The organism is Nonomuraea sp. NPDC049309 (assembly GCF_043196965.1).
Classification (GTDB): domain Bacteria; phylum Actinomycetota; class Actinomycetes; order Streptosporangiales; family Streptosporangiaceae; genus Nonomuraea; species Nonomuraea fastidiosa.
Map to the genome: position 1 here is coordinate 2,021,524 of NZ_JBICSH010000001.1, position 20,476 is coordinate 2,041,999.

20 protein-coding genes are annotated in these 20,476 nt (G+C 72.2%); 1 reads left to right on the forward strand and 19 read right to left on the reverse strand.

Annotated elements, in window-relative coordinates; translation table 11 throughout:
* Positions 1-467: 467 nt before the first annotated feature.
* The 9 genes from ACGFIM_RS09060 to ACGFIM_RS09100 all read right to left on the reverse strand — a co-directional run bounded on the left by ACGFIM_RS09060 (position 468) and on the right by ACGFIM_RS09100 (position 10,970).
* Positions 468-869: a DUF3040 domain-containing protein gene (locus ACGFIM_RS09060; RefSeq protein ID WP_393197020.1), complete on the reverse strand. Its 402-nt coding sequence runs from the start codon at positions 867-869 to the stop codon at positions 468-470.
* Positions 870-1,099: 230 nt separating this feature from the next.
* Positions 1,100-2,341, reverse strand: coding sequence for a DNA polymerase IV (gene dinB, locus ACGFIM_RS09065; protein ID WP_393197023.1), 1,242 nt, complete (start codon positions 2,339-2,341; stop codon positions 1,100-1,102).
* 68 nt (positions 2,342-2,409) lie between these two features.
* Complete coding sequence (locus ACGFIM_RS09070; RefSeq protein WP_393199678.1) at positions 2,410-3,093, reverse strand: methyltransferase domain-containing protein; 684 nt, start codon at positions 3,091-3,093, stop codon at positions 2,410-2,412.
* 1,182 nt (positions 3,094-4,275) lie between these two features.
* Positions 4,276-4,686, reverse strand: a complete 411-nt coding sequence (gene nusB, locus ACGFIM_RS09075; protein WP_364054876.1) for a transcription antitermination factor NusB — start codon at positions 4,684-4,686, stop codon at positions 4,276-4,278.
* Between the two features lies 1 nt (position 4,687).
* Complete coding sequence (gene efp, locus ACGFIM_RS09080; RefSeq protein ID WP_364054879.1) at positions 4,688-5,248, reverse strand: elongation factor P; 561 nt, start codon at positions 5,246-5,248, stop codon at positions 4,688-4,690.
* A gap of 26 nt (positions 5,249-5,274) precedes the next feature.
* On the reverse strand, positions 5,275-6,336 hold the full coding sequence (locus ACGFIM_RS09085) for a M24 family metallopeptidase (RefSeq protein WP_393197027.1): 1,062 nt from the start codon (positions 6,334-6,336) through the stop codon (positions 5,275-5,277).
* 332 nt (positions 6,337-6,668) lie between these two features.
* On the reverse strand, positions 6,669-8,294 hold the full coding sequence (locus ACGFIM_RS09090; protein ID WP_393197030.1) for a protein kinase: 1,626 nt from the start codon (positions 8,292-8,294) through the stop codon (positions 6,669-6,671).
* 141 nt (positions 8,295-8,435) lie between these two features.
* Complete coding sequence (locus ACGFIM_RS09095) at positions 8,436-9,716, reverse strand: dicarboxylate/amino acid:cation symporter (RefSeq protein WP_393197032.1); 1,281 nt, start codon at positions 9,714-9,716, stop codon at positions 8,436-8,438.
* A 213-nt stretch (positions 9,717-9,929) separates the two neighbouring features.
* Positions 9,930-10,970 (reverse strand): LLM class F420-dependent oxidoreductase, encoded by a 1,041-nt coding sequence (locus ACGFIM_RS09100; protein WP_393197034.1) that lies wholly within the window; start codon positions 10,968-10,970, stop codon positions 9,930-9,932.
* Positions 10,971-11,061: 91 nt separating this feature from the next.
* Here ACGFIM_RS09100 and ACGFIM_RS09105 point away from each other — a divergent pair, with 91 nt between their 5' ends.
* Positions 11,062-11,949: an endonuclease/exonuclease/phosphatase family protein gene (locus ACGFIM_RS09105; RefSeq protein ID WP_393197036.1), complete on the forward strand. Its 888-nt coding sequence runs from the start codon at positions 11,062-11,064 to the stop codon at positions 11,947-11,949.
* A 167-nt stretch (positions 11,950-12,116) separates the two neighbouring features.
* Here the strand turns inward: ACGFIM_RS09105 and ACGFIM_RS09110 are convergent, their stop codons facing one another.
* From ACGFIM_RS09110 to ribD, 10 genes are all read right to left on the reverse strand, one after another.
* Positions 12,117-12,671, reverse strand: coding sequence for an NTP transferase domain-containing protein (locus ACGFIM_RS09110; RefSeq protein WP_393199681.1), 555 nt, complete (start codon positions 12,669-12,671; stop codon positions 12,117-12,119).
* Positions 12,672-12,682: 11 nt separating this feature from the next.
* Entirely contained in the window at positions 12,683-13,786 is a 1,104-nt protein-coding gene (locus ACGFIM_RS09115) for an XdhC family protein (protein WP_393197039.1), read from the reverse strand.
* Entirely contained in the window at positions 13,779-14,831 is a 1,053-nt protein-coding gene (locus tag ACGFIM_RS09120) for a VWA domain-containing protein (RefSeq protein ID WP_393199684.1), read from the reverse strand. Before ACGFIM_RS09120 ends, ACGFIM_RS09115 begins: the two co-directional genes overlap by 8 nt.
* Before the next feature lie 13 nt (positions 14,832-14,844).
* Positions 14,845-15,765 carry an AAA family ATPase gene (locus tag ACGFIM_RS09125; RefSeq protein WP_393197042.1) on the reverse strand — a complete coding sequence of 307 codons (921 nt, stop codon included), beginning with the start codon at positions 15,763-15,765 and terminating at the stop codon, positions 14,845-14,847.
* A 105-nt stretch (positions 15,766-15,870) separates the two neighbouring features.
* On the reverse strand, positions 15,871-16,326 hold the full coding sequence (locus ACGFIM_RS09130) for a PH domain-containing protein (protein ID WP_393197045.1): 456 nt from the start codon (positions 16,324-16,326) through the stop codon (positions 15,871-15,873).
* Between the two features lie 10 nt (positions 16,327-16,336).
* Positions 16,337-16,825: a 6,7-dimethyl-8-ribityllumazine synthase gene (gene ribH, locus ACGFIM_RS09135; RefSeq protein WP_393197048.1), complete on the reverse strand. Its 489-nt coding sequence runs from the start codon at positions 16,823-16,825 to the stop codon at positions 16,337-16,339.
* Entirely contained in the window at positions 16,822-18,039 is a 1,218-nt protein-coding gene (locus ACGFIM_RS09140; protein WP_393197051.1) for a bifunctional 3,4-dihydroxy-2-butanone-4-phosphate synthase/GTP cyclohydrolase II, read from the reverse strand. Before ACGFIM_RS09140 ends, ribH begins: the two co-directional genes overlap by 4 nt.
* Complete coding sequence (locus ACGFIM_RS09145) at positions 18,036-18,722, reverse strand: nicotinamide riboside transporter PnuC (protein WP_393197054.1); 687 nt, start codon at positions 18,720-18,722, stop codon at positions 18,036-18,038. The genes ACGFIM_RS09140 and ACGFIM_RS09145 overlap by 4 nt, the downstream gene beginning before the upstream one ends.
* Positions 18,719-19,309, reverse strand: coding sequence for a riboflavin synthase (locus ACGFIM_RS09150; protein ID WP_393197057.1), 591 nt, complete (start codon positions 19,307-19,309; stop codon positions 18,719-18,721). Before ACGFIM_RS09150 ends, ACGFIM_RS09145 begins: the two co-directional genes overlap by 4 nt.
* Positions 19,310-20,443: a bifunctional diaminohydroxyphosphoribosylaminopyrimidine deaminase/5-amino-6-(5-phosphoribosylamino)uracil reductase RibD gene (gene ribD, locus ACGFIM_RS09155; RefSeq protein WP_393197059.1), complete on the reverse strand. Its 1,134-nt coding sequence runs from the start codon at positions 20,441-20,443 to the stop codon at positions 19,310-19,312. It lies immediately after the preceding gene.
* Positions 20,444-20,476: the final 33 nt, after the last annotated feature.

Genomic DNA, 20,476 nt, shown 5'->3' on the forward strand with positions numbered 1-20,476 from the left:
GCGACCGAGCGAGGTGCGGACACGCTGCCGATGCCGGACGAAGCGCGAACACGTACCGGTAACTGAACCAGGCGCGGAACGCCCTACCGATGCCGGACGAAGCGCGAACACGCACCCGTAGCTGAACCAGGCGCGGAACGCCCTACCGATGCCGGACGAAGCGCGAACACGCACCCATAGCTGAACCAGGCGCGGAACGCCCTACCGATGCCGGACGAAGCGCGAACACGCACCCATAGCTGAACCAGGCGCAGTCGGCGCCACCGATACCTGGACGAGGCGCGAAGACGTACCGGTGACCGAGCGAGGTGCGGACACGTTGCCGATGCCTGGGGACGCGCGGGCGCGGGCACGGCGGTGCTGTCCGTGAGGAGGCGCAAGGGTGCCTGGGCGGGGCGGGGCGGCACCGGTGAGCGTGCGGGCGGCCGTCCCCTGCCGGGGGCGGCCGCGACGCTTGCCCGGACGGGTCAGCGTTCGTCGTGACGGCGGCGCCAGCGCTCTTCCATGCGCTCCATGAAGGTGCCCCGGTGACCCCGGCGGGCCTGCTTGCCCGGAGGGGTGGCCGTGCCGGCGGGGCCGTCGCCGAACCCGTTCATCTTTTTCCAGCTGGACAGGCCCCACAGACACGCGGCGAGCATGACCACGAAACCGCCGACGCCGAGCGGGATCAGGGCGGTGCCGCTGATGACCACGCCGACCATCATGATGACGACGCCGAGCGCAAAGCCGATGGAGGCTTTGATCAGGCGGCGCTTGTAATGGTTACGCGGGTCGCTGATCCTTACGGTGTTGGCCCACTTCGGGTCCTCGGCGTAGAGGGCCTGCTCGATCTGGTCGAGCAAGCGCTGCTCGTGCTCAGAGAGCGGCACGGCGCCTCCCAAGGACGGCCCCAGGACGGGGAAGACGGCAACGGACGACACGGGGTGTCCGAACCTCGCGGTCGGTTATCCCCAGAATACGAGGCTGTAGACGTAGGCGAAAGCAAACGTCCAACGCAGACCAAACCGGAGGCGACGTCATAGCTCTATTGTGGCTCATCTCGCCCCCCTTCCCCCAAAATCCTGACACGGACGCCCCCAGCAAGTCCTGACATCGAACGTCATGTCTCTATTTCATCAAGCTTGCCACGTACCAGCGACGCCGGGAGCACCGCGTCAGGACCGAATCTCTGGATCGCCCGATCCATGGCCTGCTCCGCCTCGCGCCACCCGGTCTCCTTCTCTCCGATGCTGAGCTGGCGGGTGGCCTCGCCGGCCGGTCGCAGGTTCTCCATCCGGACCCCCACCAGGCGCAGCCGTACCCGCTGGAGCCCGGCCGCCTCGAACAGCCCACAGGCGGTGGCGTAAATCACCTGCGCCACGTCGGTCGGCTCGCGCAGCGTGCGCGAGCGGGTGATCGTGGTGAAATCGGCTCGGCGTAGCTTCACACTTACTGTCCTTCCCACGTGACCGGCCTTACGCATGCGAGCTGCGACCCGCTCCGACAGGCGCAGCAGCTCGCGCTTGATCACGTCGGGATCGTCGACGTCGGCGGCGAACGTCTCCTCGTTGCCGATGCTCTTGTCGGGTACGTGGGCGGTCACCGGGCGCTCGTCGCGCCCCCAGGCCAGGGCCGCCAGATGGCCGCCCACCGCCTGCCCCAGCTCGCGCCGGAGGGTGGCAGGCGGCACCTTGGCGAGGTCGCCGACCGTACGGATGCCCAGGCGCACCAGCGCCTGCTCGGTGCGCTCGCCGACGCCCCACAGGGCCGAGACCGGCAGCGGATGGAGGAAATCGACCACCTCGTCGGCGGGCACCACCAGCAGGCCGTCGGGCTTGCACTGCTTGGAAGCGAGTTTTGCGATGAATTTGCTGCTCGCAACCCCCACGGAACACGTGATGCCGTAGCGCTCGAACACCTGCTCCCTGATCATGGCGGCGACCGTCGCGGGCGGGCCGAGCCGCCGCCTGGCGCCGCCCACGTCGAGGAACGCCTCATCGGAGGCGATGGGCTCCACCAGCGGGGTGATGGCGTGGAAGATCTCCATGACGCCCTTGGAGACCTCGGCGTACTTGCCGTGACTCGGCGGGATGATCGTGGCCTGGGGACAGAGCCTGCGCGCCCGGCTCATCGGCATCGCCGAGTGCACGCCGAACGCCCTCGCCTCGTACGTGGCGCTGAGCACGACGCCGCGCCCCGCGGGCGAGCCCACGATCACCGGACGCCCCTTCAGCTCGGGCCGCTCGAGCAGCTCGACGCTGGCATAGAAGGCGTCCATGTCGACGTGGAGGATCGGGCAGCCGCTGTCATCGGCCCCGGTGCGCGGAGCGGGGCCGATGCCGGTGATCTGCTTGCGAGACACGCAGCCGATTCTATCCGAACACGCGTTCTATACCGAGGGGAGCGGCCATCCTTTACCTTCCCTTCGGCTCAGGCCCGATGAGCGAGCACGTGGAGCTGCGTCGCGATGTCGCGCAGCACGGGATGGGTCGAGGCGGCCTGTTCGAGCGCGACCAGCGACTCCGCCGCGCCGGGCTCGCCGTCGATCAGCCGGCTCGGCACCAGGTCGGCGAAGACCCGCACGCCGTGAATCGAGCCCACCGTGAACCCGGCCGCCTCCAGCAGCTCCGTCAGCGTGCCCGCGGAGAAGCGGCGCGGCGTCGGGTCGCGGTCGCCCCACGTGCCGCCCGGGTCGGCCAGCACCGCCCTGGCCTCCTCGAACTGCCCGGCCAGCGCCCGGTGGATGGCGCTCGCCACCGGATTGGCGGCCAGCACGCTGACCGTGCCGCCCTTGCGCAGCAGCCCCGCGACCGCGGTCAGCGCGCTGGTCGGGTCCTCGACGTACTCCAGCACGCTGTGGCACAGCACCAGGTCGGCCGACTCGCGGCTGAGCAGGTCGCTCAGGTCGGCCGCGTCGCCCTGGATGCCGCGTACGCTCACGCCGCGCTCCTTGGCCCGGCGCTCCAGCGCGGCCAGCGAGTCGGGGCTCGGGTCGACGACGGTGACGGAGTGACCCAGCTCGGCCAGCGGCACCGCGAACCCGCCGGTGCCGCCACCGGCGTCGACGATGTCGAGCGACTCTCGCCCGGTGGCCGCCGTGCGCTCGGCCAGCATGGACCGCAACGCGTCCCAGACGACGGCGGTGCGCACCGCCGGGGTCCTCGTGGTGACGCCTTCTGCACGCAACCTCGGCTCGCCTCCCTCTCCGCCGCGACCGGCGCCCCTGCGGCGGCTCCCGGACACCCCGGGCATCCGCCGCTCAACGCGCGGTTCCGCGAACGCGCGTCCCGCGAAACGTGCACTTCGCGGACGGCTTTCTATGTGGACGCGCCCCAGCCTACGCCGTACGCGGCAGCGCCCGCTCCCCACCAGGAGGACGCATTACCGCCCGCCCTCGGCCACCCCGCCCCTTCGCCACCGCTTCCCCGCCGGTCCTCGCCCGGCGGCCTCGATCACGACCTGCTCGGCCGACTCCCGGACCGCCCCTCCGCCCGCGCGCCCCGCCCGGTAACACCTTGCGCACCCCCGCCCGGAGGTCCCGCGCCTCGGGTCCAGGAGATGTCCCGCCCCGGTGCGGAAGGTTCCGCGCGCTCGGCTGCGGAGCGCTGTGAGCGGCGGCTGGTGCGAGCGCCCTGCGCGGTGGTTCCGGCATGCGGCGCGCAGCCCCCTCGTGAGAAGTCCGGCCTTCGTGAGAAGTCCAGCGCGGTTGTGCGTGGACGGCCCGCGTGCTCGCTCGTAAGAGGCCCAGCGCTTGTTACATGCGGACGGCCTGCGTGGTCGCTCGTAAGAGGCCCAGCGCAGTTGCGCGTGGACGGCCTGTGGGGGCGCGTTGGTGCCCCTGCGCTGTTGCGCGGGGAGCACCTGCGCGGGTTCGGGTGGCACGGTCCGTCGCTGGCGGCACGGAGCCATCGAAGCGACCGAAGGCGCCCGGGGGTGAACCGGCCCGATGGGCTCGGCGCCGTCAGTCGGGAGGCGGGGGCGGGGTGGCGGCGAGGCGTTTGGGGCGCGCAGACGCCAGGCCTCGGCCAGGAGCTCGCCCGTCTCGTCCGCGTCCACCTCCCCCATCCGGACAAGGACGCTCGCGTGGCCGTCACAGTGGGGAGTGGTGGTGAACGTGGCGGGGTCGGCGGTCAGGAGCTCGTGTCACCCTGGCCATCGCCACCGGCAAGAAACCGGCACGGAGAAGGGCGCGTCGCGGCTGGTGACGCGCCCCTCCTCCGTACGGAAACCGGCGTGCTCGAAACGTACCTCGAACGCGCCCCTCCGGTCCCCCGAAACGGGGTGCCTGTTGGGTGTCTAAAGGGTGAGGCTTGGCTTGAGTTGCTTGAACCGCGCCAGCAGCCCGTTGACGAACTGCGGCGATTCGTCGGTGGACAGCTCCCCAGCCAGGTGCACCCATTCGCTGATGACCACGCCCTCGGGGACGTCGGGCATCCACAGCAGCTCGTACGTGCCGCCGCGCAGCAGATTGCGGTCGACGGCGGGCATCCGGTCGAGGGTCCAGCCCTCGGCGTACGTCGTGATCAGTTCGTCGATGCGCGCATGGTGCCGGGCGACTCCCTCGACGATGGCCGAGGTGTACTCGTTGACCGGTGGTTCTTTCCGTTCCACGCGCTCGGCGAGGATCTTCAGTGGATCCTCGCCGCGCAGCTCGGCCTCGAAGAGGATGTCGAGCGCTCTCCTGCGTGCTTTGCCGCGTGCCGACACCTCAGGCCCGGCCGAGGTACTCGCCGCTACGGGTGTCTACCTTGACCTTCTCGCCGGTGGTGATGAAGAGCGGCACCTTGATCTCGGCGCCGGTCTCCAGCGTGGCCGGCTTGGTGCCGCCGGTGGAGCGGTCACCCTGCAGGCCCGGCTCGGTGTTGGCGATGGTCAGCTCGACGGCGGCCGGCAGCTCGACGTAGAGCGCGGAGCCCTCGTTGAACGCGACCGTGGCCAGAGTGTTCTCCAGCATGTAGTTGGCGGCGGTGCCGACGGTGGCGGCCGGCACGTTGACCATGTCGTAGGTCTCGGTGTCCATGAACACGAACTCGTCGCCGTCCTTGTACGAGAACTGCATCTCGCGCTTGTCGACGTTGGCCACCTCGACCTTCACCCCGGCGTTGAAGGTCTTGTCGACGACTTTGCCGGAGAGGACGTTCTTGAGCTTGGTGCGCACGAACGCGCCGCCCTTGCCCGGCTTGACGTGCTGGAACTCGACAACGCTCCAGAGCTCACCGCCCTCGAGCTTCAGCACCATGCCGTTCTTGAGGTCGTTGGTCGTCGCCACTCGTTCTTCTCCCGCGTGTGGCCGCTCTAAAGGACGAGCAGCTCCTTGGTCGTCTTGGTGAAGAGTTCCGGCCCGCCCTCACGTGTCACGAGGGTGTCCTCGATGCGAACCCCGCCCCGGCCTGGGAGATAGACCCCTGGCTCGACGGTGATCGGAACTCGATCCTCTAGTTTACCGGTCCGCGAGGGGCCCAGGAACGGCTCCTCGTGGATCTCCAGGCCGACGCCGTGGCCGAGGCCGTGCCTGAAGTGCTCGCCGTGACCCGCGCGTTCGACGACGGACCGCGCGGCGGCGTCCACCTCCCGGGCTCCCGCGCCGGGTGCCAGGGCGTGGCGCCCGGCCCGCTGGGCGTCGGCCACCAGATCGTACAGCTCGCGCTGCCAGCCGGTGGGCGGGCCCAGGCTGACGGTACGCGTCATGTCGGCGTGGTAGCCCCGGTACCGGGCCCCGAAGTCCATCGTGACGAGGTCTCCGGCGCGCAGCTCGCGGTCGGTGGGGCTGTGGTGCGGGACCGCGCCGTTCTCCCCCGCCGCCACGATCGTGTCGAACGCGGGCTTGTCGGCGCCCAGCTCGGCCATCCGCCGCTCCAGCAGGCGGGCCAGCTCGCGCTCGGTCATGCCGGGGGCGATCTTGGGCGTGACGTCGGCGAACGCCTGGTCGGTGATCGCGCAGGCGGTGCGGATGAGGTCGAGCTCCTGCTCGTCCTTGACCGCGCGGAGGCGTTCCACGACCTGTTCGAGCGGTACGAGGCCCTCACCCAGGCGCAGGTACGTGGCCACGCTCATGGCCGCCGCCTCGATGCCGACCCCCTTGGGCGGGCCGTCACCCTGGCTCGATGCGAGCAGCGCGCCCGCCACGTCGCCGGCCTCCATGACGGGCAGGTCCAGCTCGCGGGCCGCGCCGATGTAGCGGTTGTCGGTGGCCAGCCTCGCCGTGCCGTCGGCGTTCACCAGGACGGCGGCGTTGGAGCTGGCCAGGCCGGTCAGGTAGCGCACGTTGACGGGCGAGGTGACCAGCAGGGCGCGGACCCCGTGGCCGGGCAGCGACTCGGCCAGCCGTGCCCGCCGCGCCGCGTAGTCGAAGGTCATCCCGCCAATCTACGCGCTCCGGACGCCCTGGACAGAATGCGGGCACCGCCCGATCCCGTCCCCGCCGCCGATCGTCCCGTACACCTGCCCCCGCACTGATCGGCGTCCCGAGCGGACACCGCCCACGCGCCGGCGACCGTCCGTGCGGATGCGCCGCCGCGCGACCGTGCCGCCTCCGCCACGCGGGGTGCCATCCGTGCCGCCGCGAAGTCGTCGCGGGAAGGGCGGTGGCGGACGCTCCAGCCTCTGACCGAGCGATCAGCGGAAGCGGACGCTCCAGCCTCCTCCCGCGATGGAGCGGAGGCGGACGCTCCGATCTCCCCGCCGAGCGATCAGCGGAGGCGGACGCTCCAGTCGCGCATGAAGTCGGATGCCGGGCCCGACTGCTCCATGCGGCCCTTCTCCTGGGCCCGCAGCAGGTCACGGTAGACGCCCATGACGTCCTTGAGCGTGGCGTCCGGGTGGCCCTCGCCGAGTTTCCTCGCGGCCTTCCTGAGCCTGTCGCGGGCCTTGCCCGCGACGTGCGGGTCGATCCCGCCCGCCGCCTCCTGCGCCATCAGCGCCTCGTCGAACCGCTTGAGCCAGGTCTCGTACCCGCCGGCCGGGACCGACCTGCCCAGGGTCGCCTTGGGCGTGGCGACCTCCCGCAGGGAGGTCATGTCCTCTTCGTCGATCGTGGTCACGACGTCCGGCGTGGACTCGGCGGTGGGGGTGGCGGGCGGCTCGGAGGGCTCGGTCTGCGTCGTGGCGGTAGGACTCGGGGTCTGCGTGGCCTCGGCGAGCGGCTGCTCCTCGCGCCGTCCCGCGATCATGACCATGGCCACGGTCACCGCCGCGATGACAACGACGGCGATGCCGAGCTGCAGGATCAGCTTGCGGTTGGGCGATCCGGACGGCGGGTCGGGCTCCAGGTCCGCCGCCTGGAAGACGGCGGTGTCACCGGCCCGCGGCGGCGCAGGGTAGCCCCCGGTGGCCCCGCCCGGCCCCTGCGAGAAGCCCGCCCCGCGCAGCGAAGCCCCGGTCTGCGGCACGGCCCCCTGCGACAAGGCACCCCCGGGCACGGCACCCTGCGGCACGGCACCCCCAGGCGCGCCCGCTCCCCCAGCGACCCCGGCCCCAGCGACCCCGGCCCCAGCGGCTCCGGCGGCGAACGCGCCCGTCCGGGACGGCGCGGCGGGCTTGGGGCGGGCGATCGCGGCCAGCGTGCGCCGGATGTACTCGCCGCTGGCGGGCCGCTTGGCCGGGTCCTCGTCGAGCATGGCGAGCACCAGGCGGTCGAGCTCGGGCGGCACCTCGGACCTGATGGCGCTGGGCGGGGCGGCCTGGCCTCTGGGTGCGCCGTCCTCGAAGGGCGGGCGGCCGCACAGCAGCTCGTAGCAGACGCAGCCGAGCGCGTAGATGTCGCCCGGCGCCTCGGCGGGCTGCCCGGGGACGCGCTCGGGCGCGGCGTAACGGCCGCTGCCGCGTACGGGCTCGCGCCCGTCCATCCCGAATCCGACGACCTTGAGCACGCCGCTCGCGGCCATCCTGAAGGCGTCGGGGTCGACCTGCCCGTGCACGACGCCGGCCCGGTGCGCGGCGTCGAGCCCGGCGGCGGCCTGCCCGATGAGGTCGCACACCTCGACGATGCTCAGGCTGCCGCGCGCGGCCAGCTCCTCGCCGAGGCTGAGCCCGGTCAGGTGCTCCATGACGAGGAACGGGGCCCCGTCGTGCTCGCCGACGTCCAGGACCATGGCCACGTTGGGGTGGATGACCTTGGCGACGGCCTGGGCATGCTGCCTGAGCACCTCGCGGGTGGCGGCGCCCGCCGCTCTCGCGCCGAGTACCTTGACGGCCACGACCCAGTCGGCCCGCGTGTCGTAGCCTCGCCACACTTCGCCCATCGGCCCGCTGCCGATGCGCTCGTCGAGCCGGTAGCGGCCGGCGATCAGGGAGGGCTCGCGCTCCGCGTCGGACATATCCCCGCCAAATACTCGGATACTCGGAATCTTCAGGATTTCCGACTTACCTTAGGCCACAGCCGCCGCACCCACACGCGAGCGGAACGCGTACGGGCACGAAAAAAGGGGGCGGTGTGCCCGCCCCCTTCGCGAGGAACCTCAGGCCGTCGCCGGCTCCGCCACGCGCGGCGCGCGCGGCTGGTCGAGCGGCTGCGGCGGCGCGTTGAACACGGCCGTGTCGAGCCGGCCCTCCGACCGCGCCACCAGCACCGGGACGACCATCTGGCCGGTCACGTTGGTGGCGGTGCGGATCATGTCGAGGATCGGGTCGATGGCCAGCAGCAGGCCGACGCCCTCAAGCGGCAGCCCCAGCGTGCTGAGCGTGAGCGTCAGCATGACGGTCGCGCCGGTCAGGCCCGCCGTGGCGGCCGAGCCGACCACGGAGACGAACGCGATGAGCAGGTAGTCGCCCACCCCGAGCGGGACGCCGAACACCTGGGCCACGAAGATCGCGGCGAGCGCCGGGTAGACGGAGGCGCAGCCGTCCATCTTGGTGGTCGCGCCGAAGGGCACGGCGAACGAGGCGTAGTCGGCGTCCACGCCGTTGCGCTCGATGGAGACCCGCTGCGTCAGCGGCAGCGTGCCGACCGAGGAGCGGGAGACGAACGCCAGCTCGATCGCCGGCCAGGCGTTGCGGTAGAAGCGCAGGGGGCTGACCTTGCCCCAGACGGCCAGCAGCGTCGGGTAGACGGCGAGCAGCACCAGCAAGCAGCCGACGTAGACGCCGGCGCTGAACTTGGCCAGCGGCGCGAGCAGGTCCCATCCGTACGTGGCGACGGCCTTGCCGATCAGGCCCGCGGTGCCGATGGGGGCCAGGCGGATGACCCACCACAGCGCCTTCTGCACCAGCTCCAGGACGGAACGGGCGAGGTTGAGGAACGGCTCGGCCTTCTCGCCGACGGCCAGGGCGGCCGCGCCGAGCACGACGCCGAGGAAGACGATCTGCAGGACCTCGACGTCGGTGAAGGCGGTGACGATGTTCGTGGGCAGGATGCCGGTGACGAAGTCGAGCCAGGTGCCGGTGTGCTCGGGCGCCTTGGCCGAGCCGGTGTCGAGCGTGACGCCCTGGCCCGGGTTGATGATCAGGCCGAGGCCGATGGCCAGCGCCACCGAGATCGCCGCGGTGATCAGGAACCAGACCAGCGTCTTGGTGGCGAGCCTGGCGGCGCCGTTGACGTTGCGCAGGTTCGCGACGCTGACCAGGACGGCGGTGAAGACGAGCGGCGGTACGGCGAGCTTCAGGAGCTGGACGAAGATCGAGCCGACCTTGGTGAGGGTCTCGGCGAGCCAGGTGACGTCCCAGATCTTGGCGACGAAGCCCAGCGCGATACCGACGACGAGACCGAGCAGCAGCTGGAGTGAGAAGGAGAATCTCTTCACGGGGGGATGCCTTCGCGTTGCGCATGCTCGTGGCATGCCGGGAGTGAGGATGTTGTTGACGGTCGACGGGAAGGGGCGTCAGCTACAGAGCGATCCGTGCAGCCGGCACAGATCGATGTGCAGCCGCTCGATGAGCCACACGATCACCACGGAAAACCTCACAGCCCGGCATAACCAGCAGAGAATGCCGGAAATTCCCCCACTTAGTGTGATCTACACCACAATCTCCTTGATTCGCTCGATGAGGCGGACCCGCTCCTCGTGCGTGGACGCGATGGGCGCCACGTTCAGCGTGGTCACGCCCGACTCCTTCAGCACCTGGACACGGTCGCGCACGAAGCCCTCGCTGCCGATGAGCGAGGTCTTCTCCAGCAGCTCGGCCGGCACCAGCGCGGCGGCCTCGTCCTTCTTGCCCTCCAGGTAGAGGTCCTGGATCTGCTCGGCCTCCTTCTCGTAGCCGTAGCGCCTGGCCAGGTCGTTGTAGAAGTTGCGGCCCTTGGCGCCCATGCCGCCGATGTAGAGCGCGGCCATCGGGCGGCCGAACTCGCGCAGCCCGGTCACGTCGTCGCCGATCGCGAGCGTGGCGTGCGCGACGACGTCGAGCTCGCCCAGCTCGGGGTCACGCTTGGCCCTGCCCGCGGCCAGCGAGGCGCCCCAGACGTCGGCGGCCTTCTCCGGCATGTAGAAGATCGGCTCCCAGCCCTCGGCCAGCTCGGCGGCGAGCTGGACGTTCTTGGGACCGATGGCGGCCACCATGATCGGGATGCGCGGGCGCACGGGGTGGTTGATGATCTTCAGGGGCTTGCCCAGGCCGGTGCCCTGATCGGACGGGAGCGGCACGGTGTAGTGGCGGCCCTCGTACCGGACGCGCTCGCGCCGCCAGACCTGGCGGCAGATCTCGATGACCTCCCGCGTACGCCCGAGCGGCGCGGTGTACGGCACCCCGTGGAAGCCCTCGATCACCTGCGGCCCCGACGCGCCGATGCCCAGCGTGAACCGCCCGTCGGAGACGTAGTCGAGCCCGGCGGCCGTCATGGCGAGCAGCGTCGGCGTGCGCGAGTAGATCGGCAGGATGCCCGAGGCGATCTGCAGCCGCTCGGTCTTGGCCGCGATGTAGCCCATCTGGCTGACGGCGTCGAACGAGTAGGCCTCGGCCACGAAGACGATGTCCAGCCCGGCCTTCTCGTAGTCGGCCAGCTCGGCCACCGACTCCTTGAAGCCGCCCGCGTAGTTGAGTGCCATACCGATGCGCATTCAGGGCTCCCACTGACCGAATGATGTTCTGTTGAGGTGGCACCATGCTATCGCGCCGGTGCGTCTCGCAGGAGCCGCTAGCCTGGTTCGGGTGCTGAAGCGGGTCGTCATCGTCGTGTCCGTCGTGGTTTCCGCCACTTTGGCGGGTCACCGGCTGATCCCCGCGCTCGGAGGGTTCACGCCGGTCCTGGAGAGCCTGCTGCCGTGGACGGGCCTGGTGGTGCCGCTGCTGCTGACGGCCGCCGCGCTGGCGCGCTCCACCGGCGCCGTGCTGGCCGCGCTGCTGCCCGGGGCGGTCTGGGCCGCGATGTTCGGCTCCACCCTGCTGCGGACGCCTCCCGGCGGGCCCAGCGATCTGGCCGTCGGCACCGTCAACGTGGGGGTGCGCAACAACGCCTCCGGCGAGGCCGTGCGCGCCATCGCCAAAGACCTCGACCTGCTGGCCGCGCAGGAGCTGACGCACGGCGGCCCGGCGGCCAAGCAGCTGAACAAGATGTTCAAGTACCACTACCCGGTCAGCACGGTCGGGCTGTGGAGCCGCTACCCGCTCAGCAAGACCGAGCCGCTCGACGTCGGCCTGGGCTGGCCGCGCGCCCTGCGCGCCGTCGTCACCACACCCAAGGGCAAGGTCACCGTGTACGTCATGCACCTCGCGTCGGCCAGGCCCGGCCACACCACCTCGCGCGACGCCTCGCTGGCCAAGGCGCGCGAGCTCATCGACGCCGACCCGAGCAAGCGCATCATCCTGCTCGGCGACCTCAACACCGCCACCACCGACCGCGGTATGCGGGGGCTCACGCCGCCGCTGATCGACGCGCAGAGCGAGGCGGGCGACGGGTTCGGCTTCACCTGGCCGGCGGGCTTCCCGGTGACCAGGCCCGACCACATCCTTTATCGCGGCATGACGGCCACCAAGGCAGGCGTGGCGCCGGCCACCGGCAGCGACCACCGGGCCGCGATCGCCTGGCTGCGCTTCTGACCGCGCCCCTCGAACTCTCCGGCCGCGCCCCTGGAGCCTCCCCCGCGCCCCCGGCCCGCCGGCCGCGCCCCACCGGCTCCTGGCCCGCGCGCCTCGAACTCCCGGCCGCGCCCCTCAAGCGTCCGGCCGTGCGTCTCAGACGTGGGGCTTCTCAGACATGGGGCTGCTCAGGCGCGGAGTCGCAGCCGTTCGAGGTCGGCGGGCGTGTCGATGTCGGCGGGGTCGCCGTGCGCGTCGCACGGCACCTCGGTGACCAGCTCGGGATGGGCCTTCATGTACGCCCGCGCCCCCACGTCGCCGACGGCCAGCTCCGCCACCCCGGCGAAGTGCCGGCGGCCGATGAGCACCGGGTTGCGCCGCCGCCCGCCGTACGTGGCGACCGCCAGCTCGGCCCCCGAGTCGATCAGCGCGCGCACCGCGCCCGGCCCGATCAGCGGCTGGTCGACCAGCGCGACCACCACCGCCTCCGCCTGCTCGGGCAGCGCGGCCAGCCCGGCGCGCAGCGACGAGCCCATGCCCGTGGCCCAGGCGGGGTTGCACACGGTCACCGCGCCGCGGACCTGCACCGTGGCCGCGCCGAGCACGACCACGACGGGATGGCAGCCGCCCTCGGCGAGCAGCCGCACGCCGCGCTCGACCAGCCGCTCGCCGGCGTACTCGACCAGCGCCTTGGGCCGCCCCAGCCGCGCGCCCTCGCCCGCGGCCAGCAGCAGCCCGGCCACTTTCGCGTCCTTCACGGCGTCTCGTGCCGCAGGTCGTGGTGGATGCGGCCGTCGGTGGCCGACAGCGGGCGGCCGGTGCCGCCCCAGCGCATCTGGATCAGCTCGGCCGCGATGGACACGGCGGTCTCCTCCGGGGTGCGCGCGCCGAGGTCGAGCCCGATGGGCGAGCGCAGCCTGGCCAGCTCGTCCTCGGTGAGCCCCGACTCGCGCAGCCGCGCCATGCGGTCCTCGTGGGTGCGGCGCGAGCCCATGGCGCCGACGTAGCCGGCGTTCGTGCGCAGCGCCACCTCCAGCAGCGGCACGTCGAACTTGGGGTCGTGGGTCAGCACGCAGATCACCGTACGCTCGTCGACCTCCACCGAGGACAGGTAGTCGTGCGGCCACTTGACCACGACCTCGTCGGCGTCGGGGAAGCGCTTGGAGGTGGCGAAGACCGGCCGCGCGTCGCACACCGTGACGTGGTAGCCGAGGAACTTGCCGATCCTGGCCACGGCGGCGGCGAAGTCGATCGCCCCGAACACCAGCATCCGCGGCGTCGGCGCGAACGACTGCACGAACACCGCGAGGTCGTCGAGCCGCCGCTCCCCCTGCCCGCCGTAGCGGCGCAGGCCGGTCAGGCCCTGGGCGAGCATGCCGCGGGCGTCGTCGTCCACGGCCGCGTCGAGCCGTTCTAGGCCGAGGCTGCCGCTGGCGCGGTCGGGCCAGATGACCCGGCGGGCGCCCACCCTGCCGGGCCCTGAGACGATGGTGGCCACCGCGACCGGGCGGCGCTCCTCCACCGCGGCGGCGATCTCGCCCAGCTCGGGGAAGGTCTCCCGCGAGACCGGCTCGACGAGGACGTCGATGATGCCGCCGCAGGTGAGCCCGACGGAGAACGCGTCGTCGTCGCTGACGCCGTACCGCTGCAGCACCGGCTCCTCGGCCTCGGAGGCCAGCTCGAAGACCGCGCCCTCCACGCAGCCGCCGGACACGCTGCCGACCACCTCGTCGCCGCGCACCGCCATGGCCGCGCCCGGCGGTCTCGGGGCGCTGCTCCAGGTGCCCACCACGGTGGCGAGGCCGAACCTCTCCCCTGCCCGCCACCACTTCGTGATCTCCGGCAGCACGTCACGCATGCGCGAGCCTTTCGCTGAGTCGTTCGAATGCGGCCAGGCTGTGCCCGGCCACCAGGTCGTCGAGATGGGGCAGGGCGGCTCGCATGCCGCCGGTGAGCGGCTGGTAGTCGTCGTATCCCTTGTGCGGGTTGACCCAGATCACCCGGTGCGCCTGCCGGGCGAGCCGCTCCATCTGGGTGCCCAGCAGCCCGGGATCGCCGCGCTCCCAGCCGTCAGAGGCGATCACCGCGATCGCGCCTCTGGCGCTGTAACGGCCCAGGAACTCCTTCAGTTCCTCGCCGAGCCTGGTGCCGCCGCTCCAGTCGGGGATGGCCTTGGACACCTCGGCGAGCGCCGTGCCGGGGTCGCGGTGGCGCAGCTCGGCGGTGATCGGGGTGAGCCGGGTGCCGACCGAGAAGACCCGCGTGGCCCTCGGCTCGCTCCTGACCAGGGCGTGGGCGAAGCGCAGCAGCGTCTCGGCGTACGGGGCCATGGAGCCGCTCACGTCCACGAACAGCACGACGGGGCGCGGCCTGGTGGTGTGCCTGCGGCGGCGCAGCCTGGCCACGTCGCCCTTCCTGAGCGCGTCGCGGATGGTGCGGCGCTGGTCGAGCCTGCCCTGGTGCGCGGGCTCGAACCTGCGGGAGCGGCGTCTGGCCCGCCCGCACCTGAGCATGGCGAGCATGCGGTGCACCTCGGCGCGTTCGGCCTCGGTCAGCCTGGCCACGTCGCGGTGCCGCAGCACCTCGGCCCTGCTCGCCCCGGCCGGGGCCGGCGTCTCGTCGCCGTCGCCCTCGTCGCCGCCGTCGCGTTCGGCCAGGTGCCGGGTGACGGTCGTGACCGCCGTACGGCTCGGCGTGGCCTTGTGCCCGCCGAAGTACGCGGCGAAGCAGCGGTCGTAGCGGGGCAGGTCGTCGGGCCCCGCGCAGAGCGTCAGCCGCCCGGCCCAGTAGACGGCGGCCGCGTCGGTCACGTCGAGGTGGTCGAGCGCCCTGAGGAGGTTCTGGGTGCGTTCGTGGTCGGCCGCGACGCCCGCGGCGCGCAGCGTCCGCGCGAACCCCGTCATGAGGGCGGCGGGCTCACGCACGGCCGGGCCGTCCGTTCGCCTTCAGCGCCTGGTCGAGCAGGCCGTTGCCGAGCACGGCCGCGACGTCCTCCCGGTACTTCAGCGCCGCGCCGAGCGTGGCGGCGGCCCGCCCGGGGTCCAGCTCCTCGGCGCCCAGCGTCAGCAGCGCCTCCGTCCAGTCGAGCGTCTCGGCCACGCCCGGCGGCTTGACCAGGTCGGCCTGGCGCAGCCGCCCGGCCGCCGCGGCGACCTGCTCGGCGAGCTTCTCGGTGCAGGAGGGCAGGCGGCGGCGCAGGATGGCGACCTCGCGCTCGAAGCTCGGGTGTTCGAGCCAGTGGTAGAGGCAGCGCCGCTTGAGCGCGTCGTGCACCTCGCGGGTGCGGTTGGAGGTCACCACGACCACCGGCGGCGTCGCGGCCTTGACCGTGCCCAGCTCGGGGATGGAGATCGTGAAGTCGGAGAGCACTTCGAGCAGGAACGCCTCGAACTCGTCGTCGGCGCGGTCGATCTCGTCGACCAGCAGCACGCTCGGCTGCGTCTCGATGGCCTTCAGCAGCGGCCTGGCGATGAGGAAGCGCCGGTCGTAGATCTCGCCCTCGAGCCGGCCGACGTCGGTGATCCCGGCGGCCTCGGCGGCCTTGAGGTGGAGGAGCTGGCGGGCGAAGTCCCAGTCGTAGAGCGCCTGCGCGGCGTCCAGGCCCTCGTAGCACTGCAGCCTGATGAGCGGCGCGTCGAGCAGCGCGGCCAGCGTCTTGGCCAGCTCGGTCTTGCCGACCCCCGCCTCGCCTTCGAGGAACAGCGGCCGCCCCATGCGCAGGGCCAGGAAGGCGGCCGTGGCCAGCCCCTCGTCGGCCAGGTAGGCGTGCCGGCCGAGAAGCTCGATCAGCTCGTCCGGCGACGTGATGTCCGTCGCCTTGATTGTCCGCCGCAGCACGTTTTCAGGCTACGTCGCGACCGCGCCGCAGGCGATGCCCCGCCGATCGCGGCGCGCCCTGGCCGCCGCCGAAGCACCCGCGTCCGTGCCTGCCCGCGGCGCGCCTCAGCGTTCCTCGTGCGCCTCGCCGCGCTCCCTGATCAGCGCCGCCAGCTCGGCCGTGGCGCGGCGGGCGCGCTCCTTCTCCGAGCCCTGGATGCCCATCGCCCCGATGGTGCGGCCGTCGGAGAAGTCGATGCGCGGCCAGGGGTCGCCCACCAGCAGCGTCACGTCGATGACCTCGGGCCAGGTGTAGCGGTGGGTGCGCACGGCGTTGACGATCGTGATGCCCTCCTCGTCGGCCTCGACCCTGACCCGGCCGAGCAGGTGCAGCACGTACGCCACCGCGCACCCGAACACCACGATCGCCACCCGGTCGGCGATCTGGAACGGCGGGGCGATGAACACCGCCATCACCACCGCCCCCACGACGATCAGCGCGGCGAAGCCGTAGGCGACGACGCGAGCCCGGCGCGGACGCCAGGTGACGGGCAGGGGCGGAGGGGACACGGGCTCTGGCACGAGCGAAAACCTACCGCAGCTGCGCCTCGGGAACGCGCAGCCGCCGCAGCAGCAGGGCGGTCTCGAGCGCGGCGACGGCCGACTCGTACCCCTTGTCCTCCTTGCTGCCCGGCAGGCCGGAACGGTCGATCGCCTGCTCCAGGGTCTCGCAGGTGAGCACGCCGTTGCCGACCGGCGTCTCCTCGTCGAGCGAGACCCTGGTGAGGCCGGAGGTCACCGAGTCGCAGACGTAGTCGAAGTGCGCGGTCTCGCCGCGGATCACCGCGCCCAGCGCCACCACCGCGTCGTGGCGGCGGGCCAGTGCCTGGGCGACCACCGGGATCTCCAGCGACCCCGGCACCCGCACCACGGTCGCGCTCGCGCCGCTGTCGTCGCACGCCCGCAGCGCCCGCGCGAGGAGCTGGTCGGTGATCTCGGCGTGCCAGCTCGCCGCCACCACGCCCACCGTCAGCCCCGCCGCGTCGGGCGCGCTGGCGACCGGCCGTCCTTCACCGCTCATGACGCCTCCGAGATGTCGTGGCCGAGCCGCTCCCGCTTGGCCCTGAGATAGCGCTCGTTGTAGGGGTTCATCGCCACCGGCATCGGCTCCCTGCCGATGACCTTGACGCCGTAGCCGTCCAGGCCCTTGAGCTTGGCCGGGTTGTTGGTCAGCAGCCGCACGGACTTGACCCCCAGGTCGGCCAGGATCTGCCCGGCGTCGGAGAACTCCCGCGCGTCGACCGGCAGCCCCAGCTCGACGTTGGCGTCGACGGTGTCGCTGCCGTTGTCCTGCAGGCTGTACGCCTTGAGCTTGGCCAGCAGCCCGATACCCCTGCCTTCGTGCCCGCGCAGGTAGACGATCACACCCCGGCCCTCGCGCGCGATGGCCGCCATGGCGTTGTCGAGCTGCACACCGCAGTCGCAGCGCAGCGAGCCGAGCACATCGCCGGTCAGGCACTCGGAGTGGGCCCTGACCAGGACGTTCTCCCCGCCGTTCAGGTCGCCGTAGACGAGCGCGAGGTGCTCGACGCCGTCGAGCGCGCCGGCGTAGCCGTAGGCCCGCCATATCCCGTACGCGTTCGGCAGCCGCGTCTCGGCGACCCTGGTGACCATGCTCTCGACCCGCCGCCGGTGATCGACGAGCTGCTCGATCGAGACCAGCGCGAGGTCGTGCTCGTCGGCGAAGCGGCGCAGCTCGGGGAGCCTGGCCATGGTGCCGTCGTCGTTGACCACCTCGGCCAGCGCGCCGGCCGCGGGCAGCCCGGCCAGCCTGGCGAGGTCGACGGCCGCCTCGGTGTGTCCGCGCCTGACCAGCACGCCGCCCTCGCGGTAGCGCAGCGGGAAGACGTGGCCGGGACGTACCAGCTCGTCCGGCGCGGTGGCCGGGTCGGCGAGCGTGCGGATGGTCCGGGCCCGGTCGGCGGCCGAGATGCCGGTGGTGACGCCGTCGCGGGCGTCCACGGTGATCGTGTACGCCGTGCGCATGCGCTCGGTGTTGTGCACGACCATCAGCGGCAGGCCGAGCCGGTCGAGCTCCTTGCCCTCCATGGCCACGCAGATCATGCCGCTGGTGTGCCTGATGGTGAACGTGCACAGCTCCGGCGTGGCCTTGGCGGCGGCGAAGATGAGGTCGCCCTCGTTCTCGCGGTTCTCGTCGTCCACCACGATGACCGGCTTGCCGTCGCGGATGTCCTCGATCGCGCGCTCGATCGGGTCCAGCGTGATGCCGCTCATCGGGCCACTCCCTCGGCCGCCACTTCCCCGGCCACCGGGGCGCCCGGCGCGGCGGCGCGGTACTCGCGCAGCCACTTGACGAACCCGACGAGCACCAGGACGAAGAAGATCCCGTAGACGGCGCCCGAGACCACCAGGCCCGAGCTGAACGCCAGCGGCACCCCGACCAGGTCCACCGCCACCCACACGATCCAGAAGTCCACCAGCGCCCTGCCCTGCGCCCAGGTCGCCATCGCGCTGCCGACGAAGATGTAGGCGTCGGCGAGCACCAGGAACACGCCCGCCGGCGGCGGCACGTGGGCGCCCCACGACAGGCCCGTCACCCAGAACAGCAGCCCGATCACGGCGGTGCCCACGAGGATGCCGCCGATCAGCAGCAGGCGCTCCCACCCCTGTCCGGGCCTGACCGCGAGCCGCCTGCCGCCCTGGGTGCCGCGCCGCCAGGCCCACCACCCGTAGATCGCCAGACCGGCGAACAGCGCCTGCTTGAGCGCGTTGCCGGTGACGTGGGCGCTGATCGAGGCGATGAACAGCAGCACCGCGCCGGTGAACTGCACCGGCCACGTCCACATCGACTTGCGCATCGCCAGCAGGACCGTGGCCAGGGCGGCGATGTTGCCCACCAGGTCGGTCCACAACACGTGCGTGCCGAATATCTCGAATCCGGCCTCGGCCCAGCTCACTTCCTGCCCACCAGCCTCTCCACGTACTTGGCGATCACGTCGACCTCGATGTTCACCACGTCACCCACCTGGCGCTCGCCCATGGTCGTCAGCTTGAGCGTGGTGGGGATGAGGCTCACGCCGAAGCTTTCGTCGTCAACCGTGGTGACCGTCAGGCTGATTCCGTCGATCGCGATCGAGCCCTTCTCGGCGACGTACGGGCTGAGCGCCTCGGGCAGTGAGAACCGCAGGTCGTCCCAGCTCTCTCCGGGCCGCCTGGACAGCAGCACGGAGGTGCCGTCCACGTGGCCCTGCACGATGTGGCCGCCGAGGCGCTGGTCGGCGCGGACGGCGCGTTCGAGGTTGACCGCCGAGCCCACGGTGAGGCCGCCCAGGGAGCTGCGGTCGAGCGACTCCTTGATCACATCGACGGTGAAGACGTCGCCGTCCACCTCGACGACGGTCAGGCAGACGCCGTTGACCGCGATGGAGTCGCCGTGCTTGGCATCGGAGGTGACCAGCGGGCCGCGCACCGACAGCAGGGCGCCGCCGCCCGCGTGCTCGATGGCGGTGACTTCGCCCTTTTCCTCAATGATTCCGGTGAACATTCACTGCTCCCTGGCTGGTTGCGGGCCTGCTAGCGGGGTCTCCTGCGGGGCCGGCCGGCGGACGGGCCGCGCGATGAGCCGCACGTCCGGTCCGATGGCCGAGATGTCGTCGAAGGTGAAGCGGTGGAGCTCGCCGATCGTGCCCACGCCGGCCGCGCCGAGCGCCGGTTTGCCGGAGCCGAGCAGGGCGGGCGCCACGTACGCCACCACGCGATCGACCAGCCCTTCCTTGACGAACGATCCGGCCAGCGCCGGGCCGCCCTCCAGGAACGCGCTGACCAGCCGCCTTGCGGCCAGCTCCGCCAGCAGGGCGCGCAGGTCGAGCCCGGCGTCGTGGCGGGGCAGGCGCAGCAGGTCGGCCTTGAGATCGGTCTGCACGTCGTCGGCCACCGCGATCAGCGTGGGCGCCTCGTCGTCGAGCACCCGCGCCGTCGCCGGCGTCCGCGCGTCGGGGTCCACGACCACGCGGACGGGCTGCCGCGCCGGCCTCTCGCCGCCGGGGCGGGCGGTCAGCCGGGGGTCGTCGGCGAGCACCGTGCCGATGCCGGCCACGATCGCGTCGGACGCGGCCCGCATGCGGTGCACGTCGGCGCGCGCCTCGGGCGAGGTGATCCACTGGCTGGTGCCGTCCTCGGCGGCCGACCTGCCGTCGAGGGTGGCGGCGAACTTCCAGGTGACGTGGGAGCGTCCGAGGCGCATGAAGGTCAGCCACTCTTCGTTGACCCGCTCGGCGGCCTCGGCCAGCACTCCTTCGGTGACGGACACGCCGTGGGCGCGCAGCCGCGCGGCGCCGCCCGCGGCCTCGGGGTTGGGGTCGGGCACCGCGATCACGACGCGGGCCACGCCCGCCTCCAGCAGCGCCCGGCTGCACGGTCCCGTGCGTCCCGTGTGGTCGCAGGGTTCGAGCGTCACGTACGCGGTGCCGCCCCGCGCCCGCTCCCCTGCCTGTGCCAGGGCGACGACCTCGGCGTGCGGCCCGCCCGCGTACGCGTGATGGCCCTCGCCCGCGACCTGCCCCGCGGCATCGAGCACGACGCAGCCGACGACGGGGTTGGGGGTGGTGCTGCCGTGTCCACGACCGGCCAGTTCGACGGCGCGCGCCATGTGCGCGGCGTCCTGCTCGGGTATCTCCACCCGGGTCTCCTACTCGCCAGTAGCTCCAAGCCA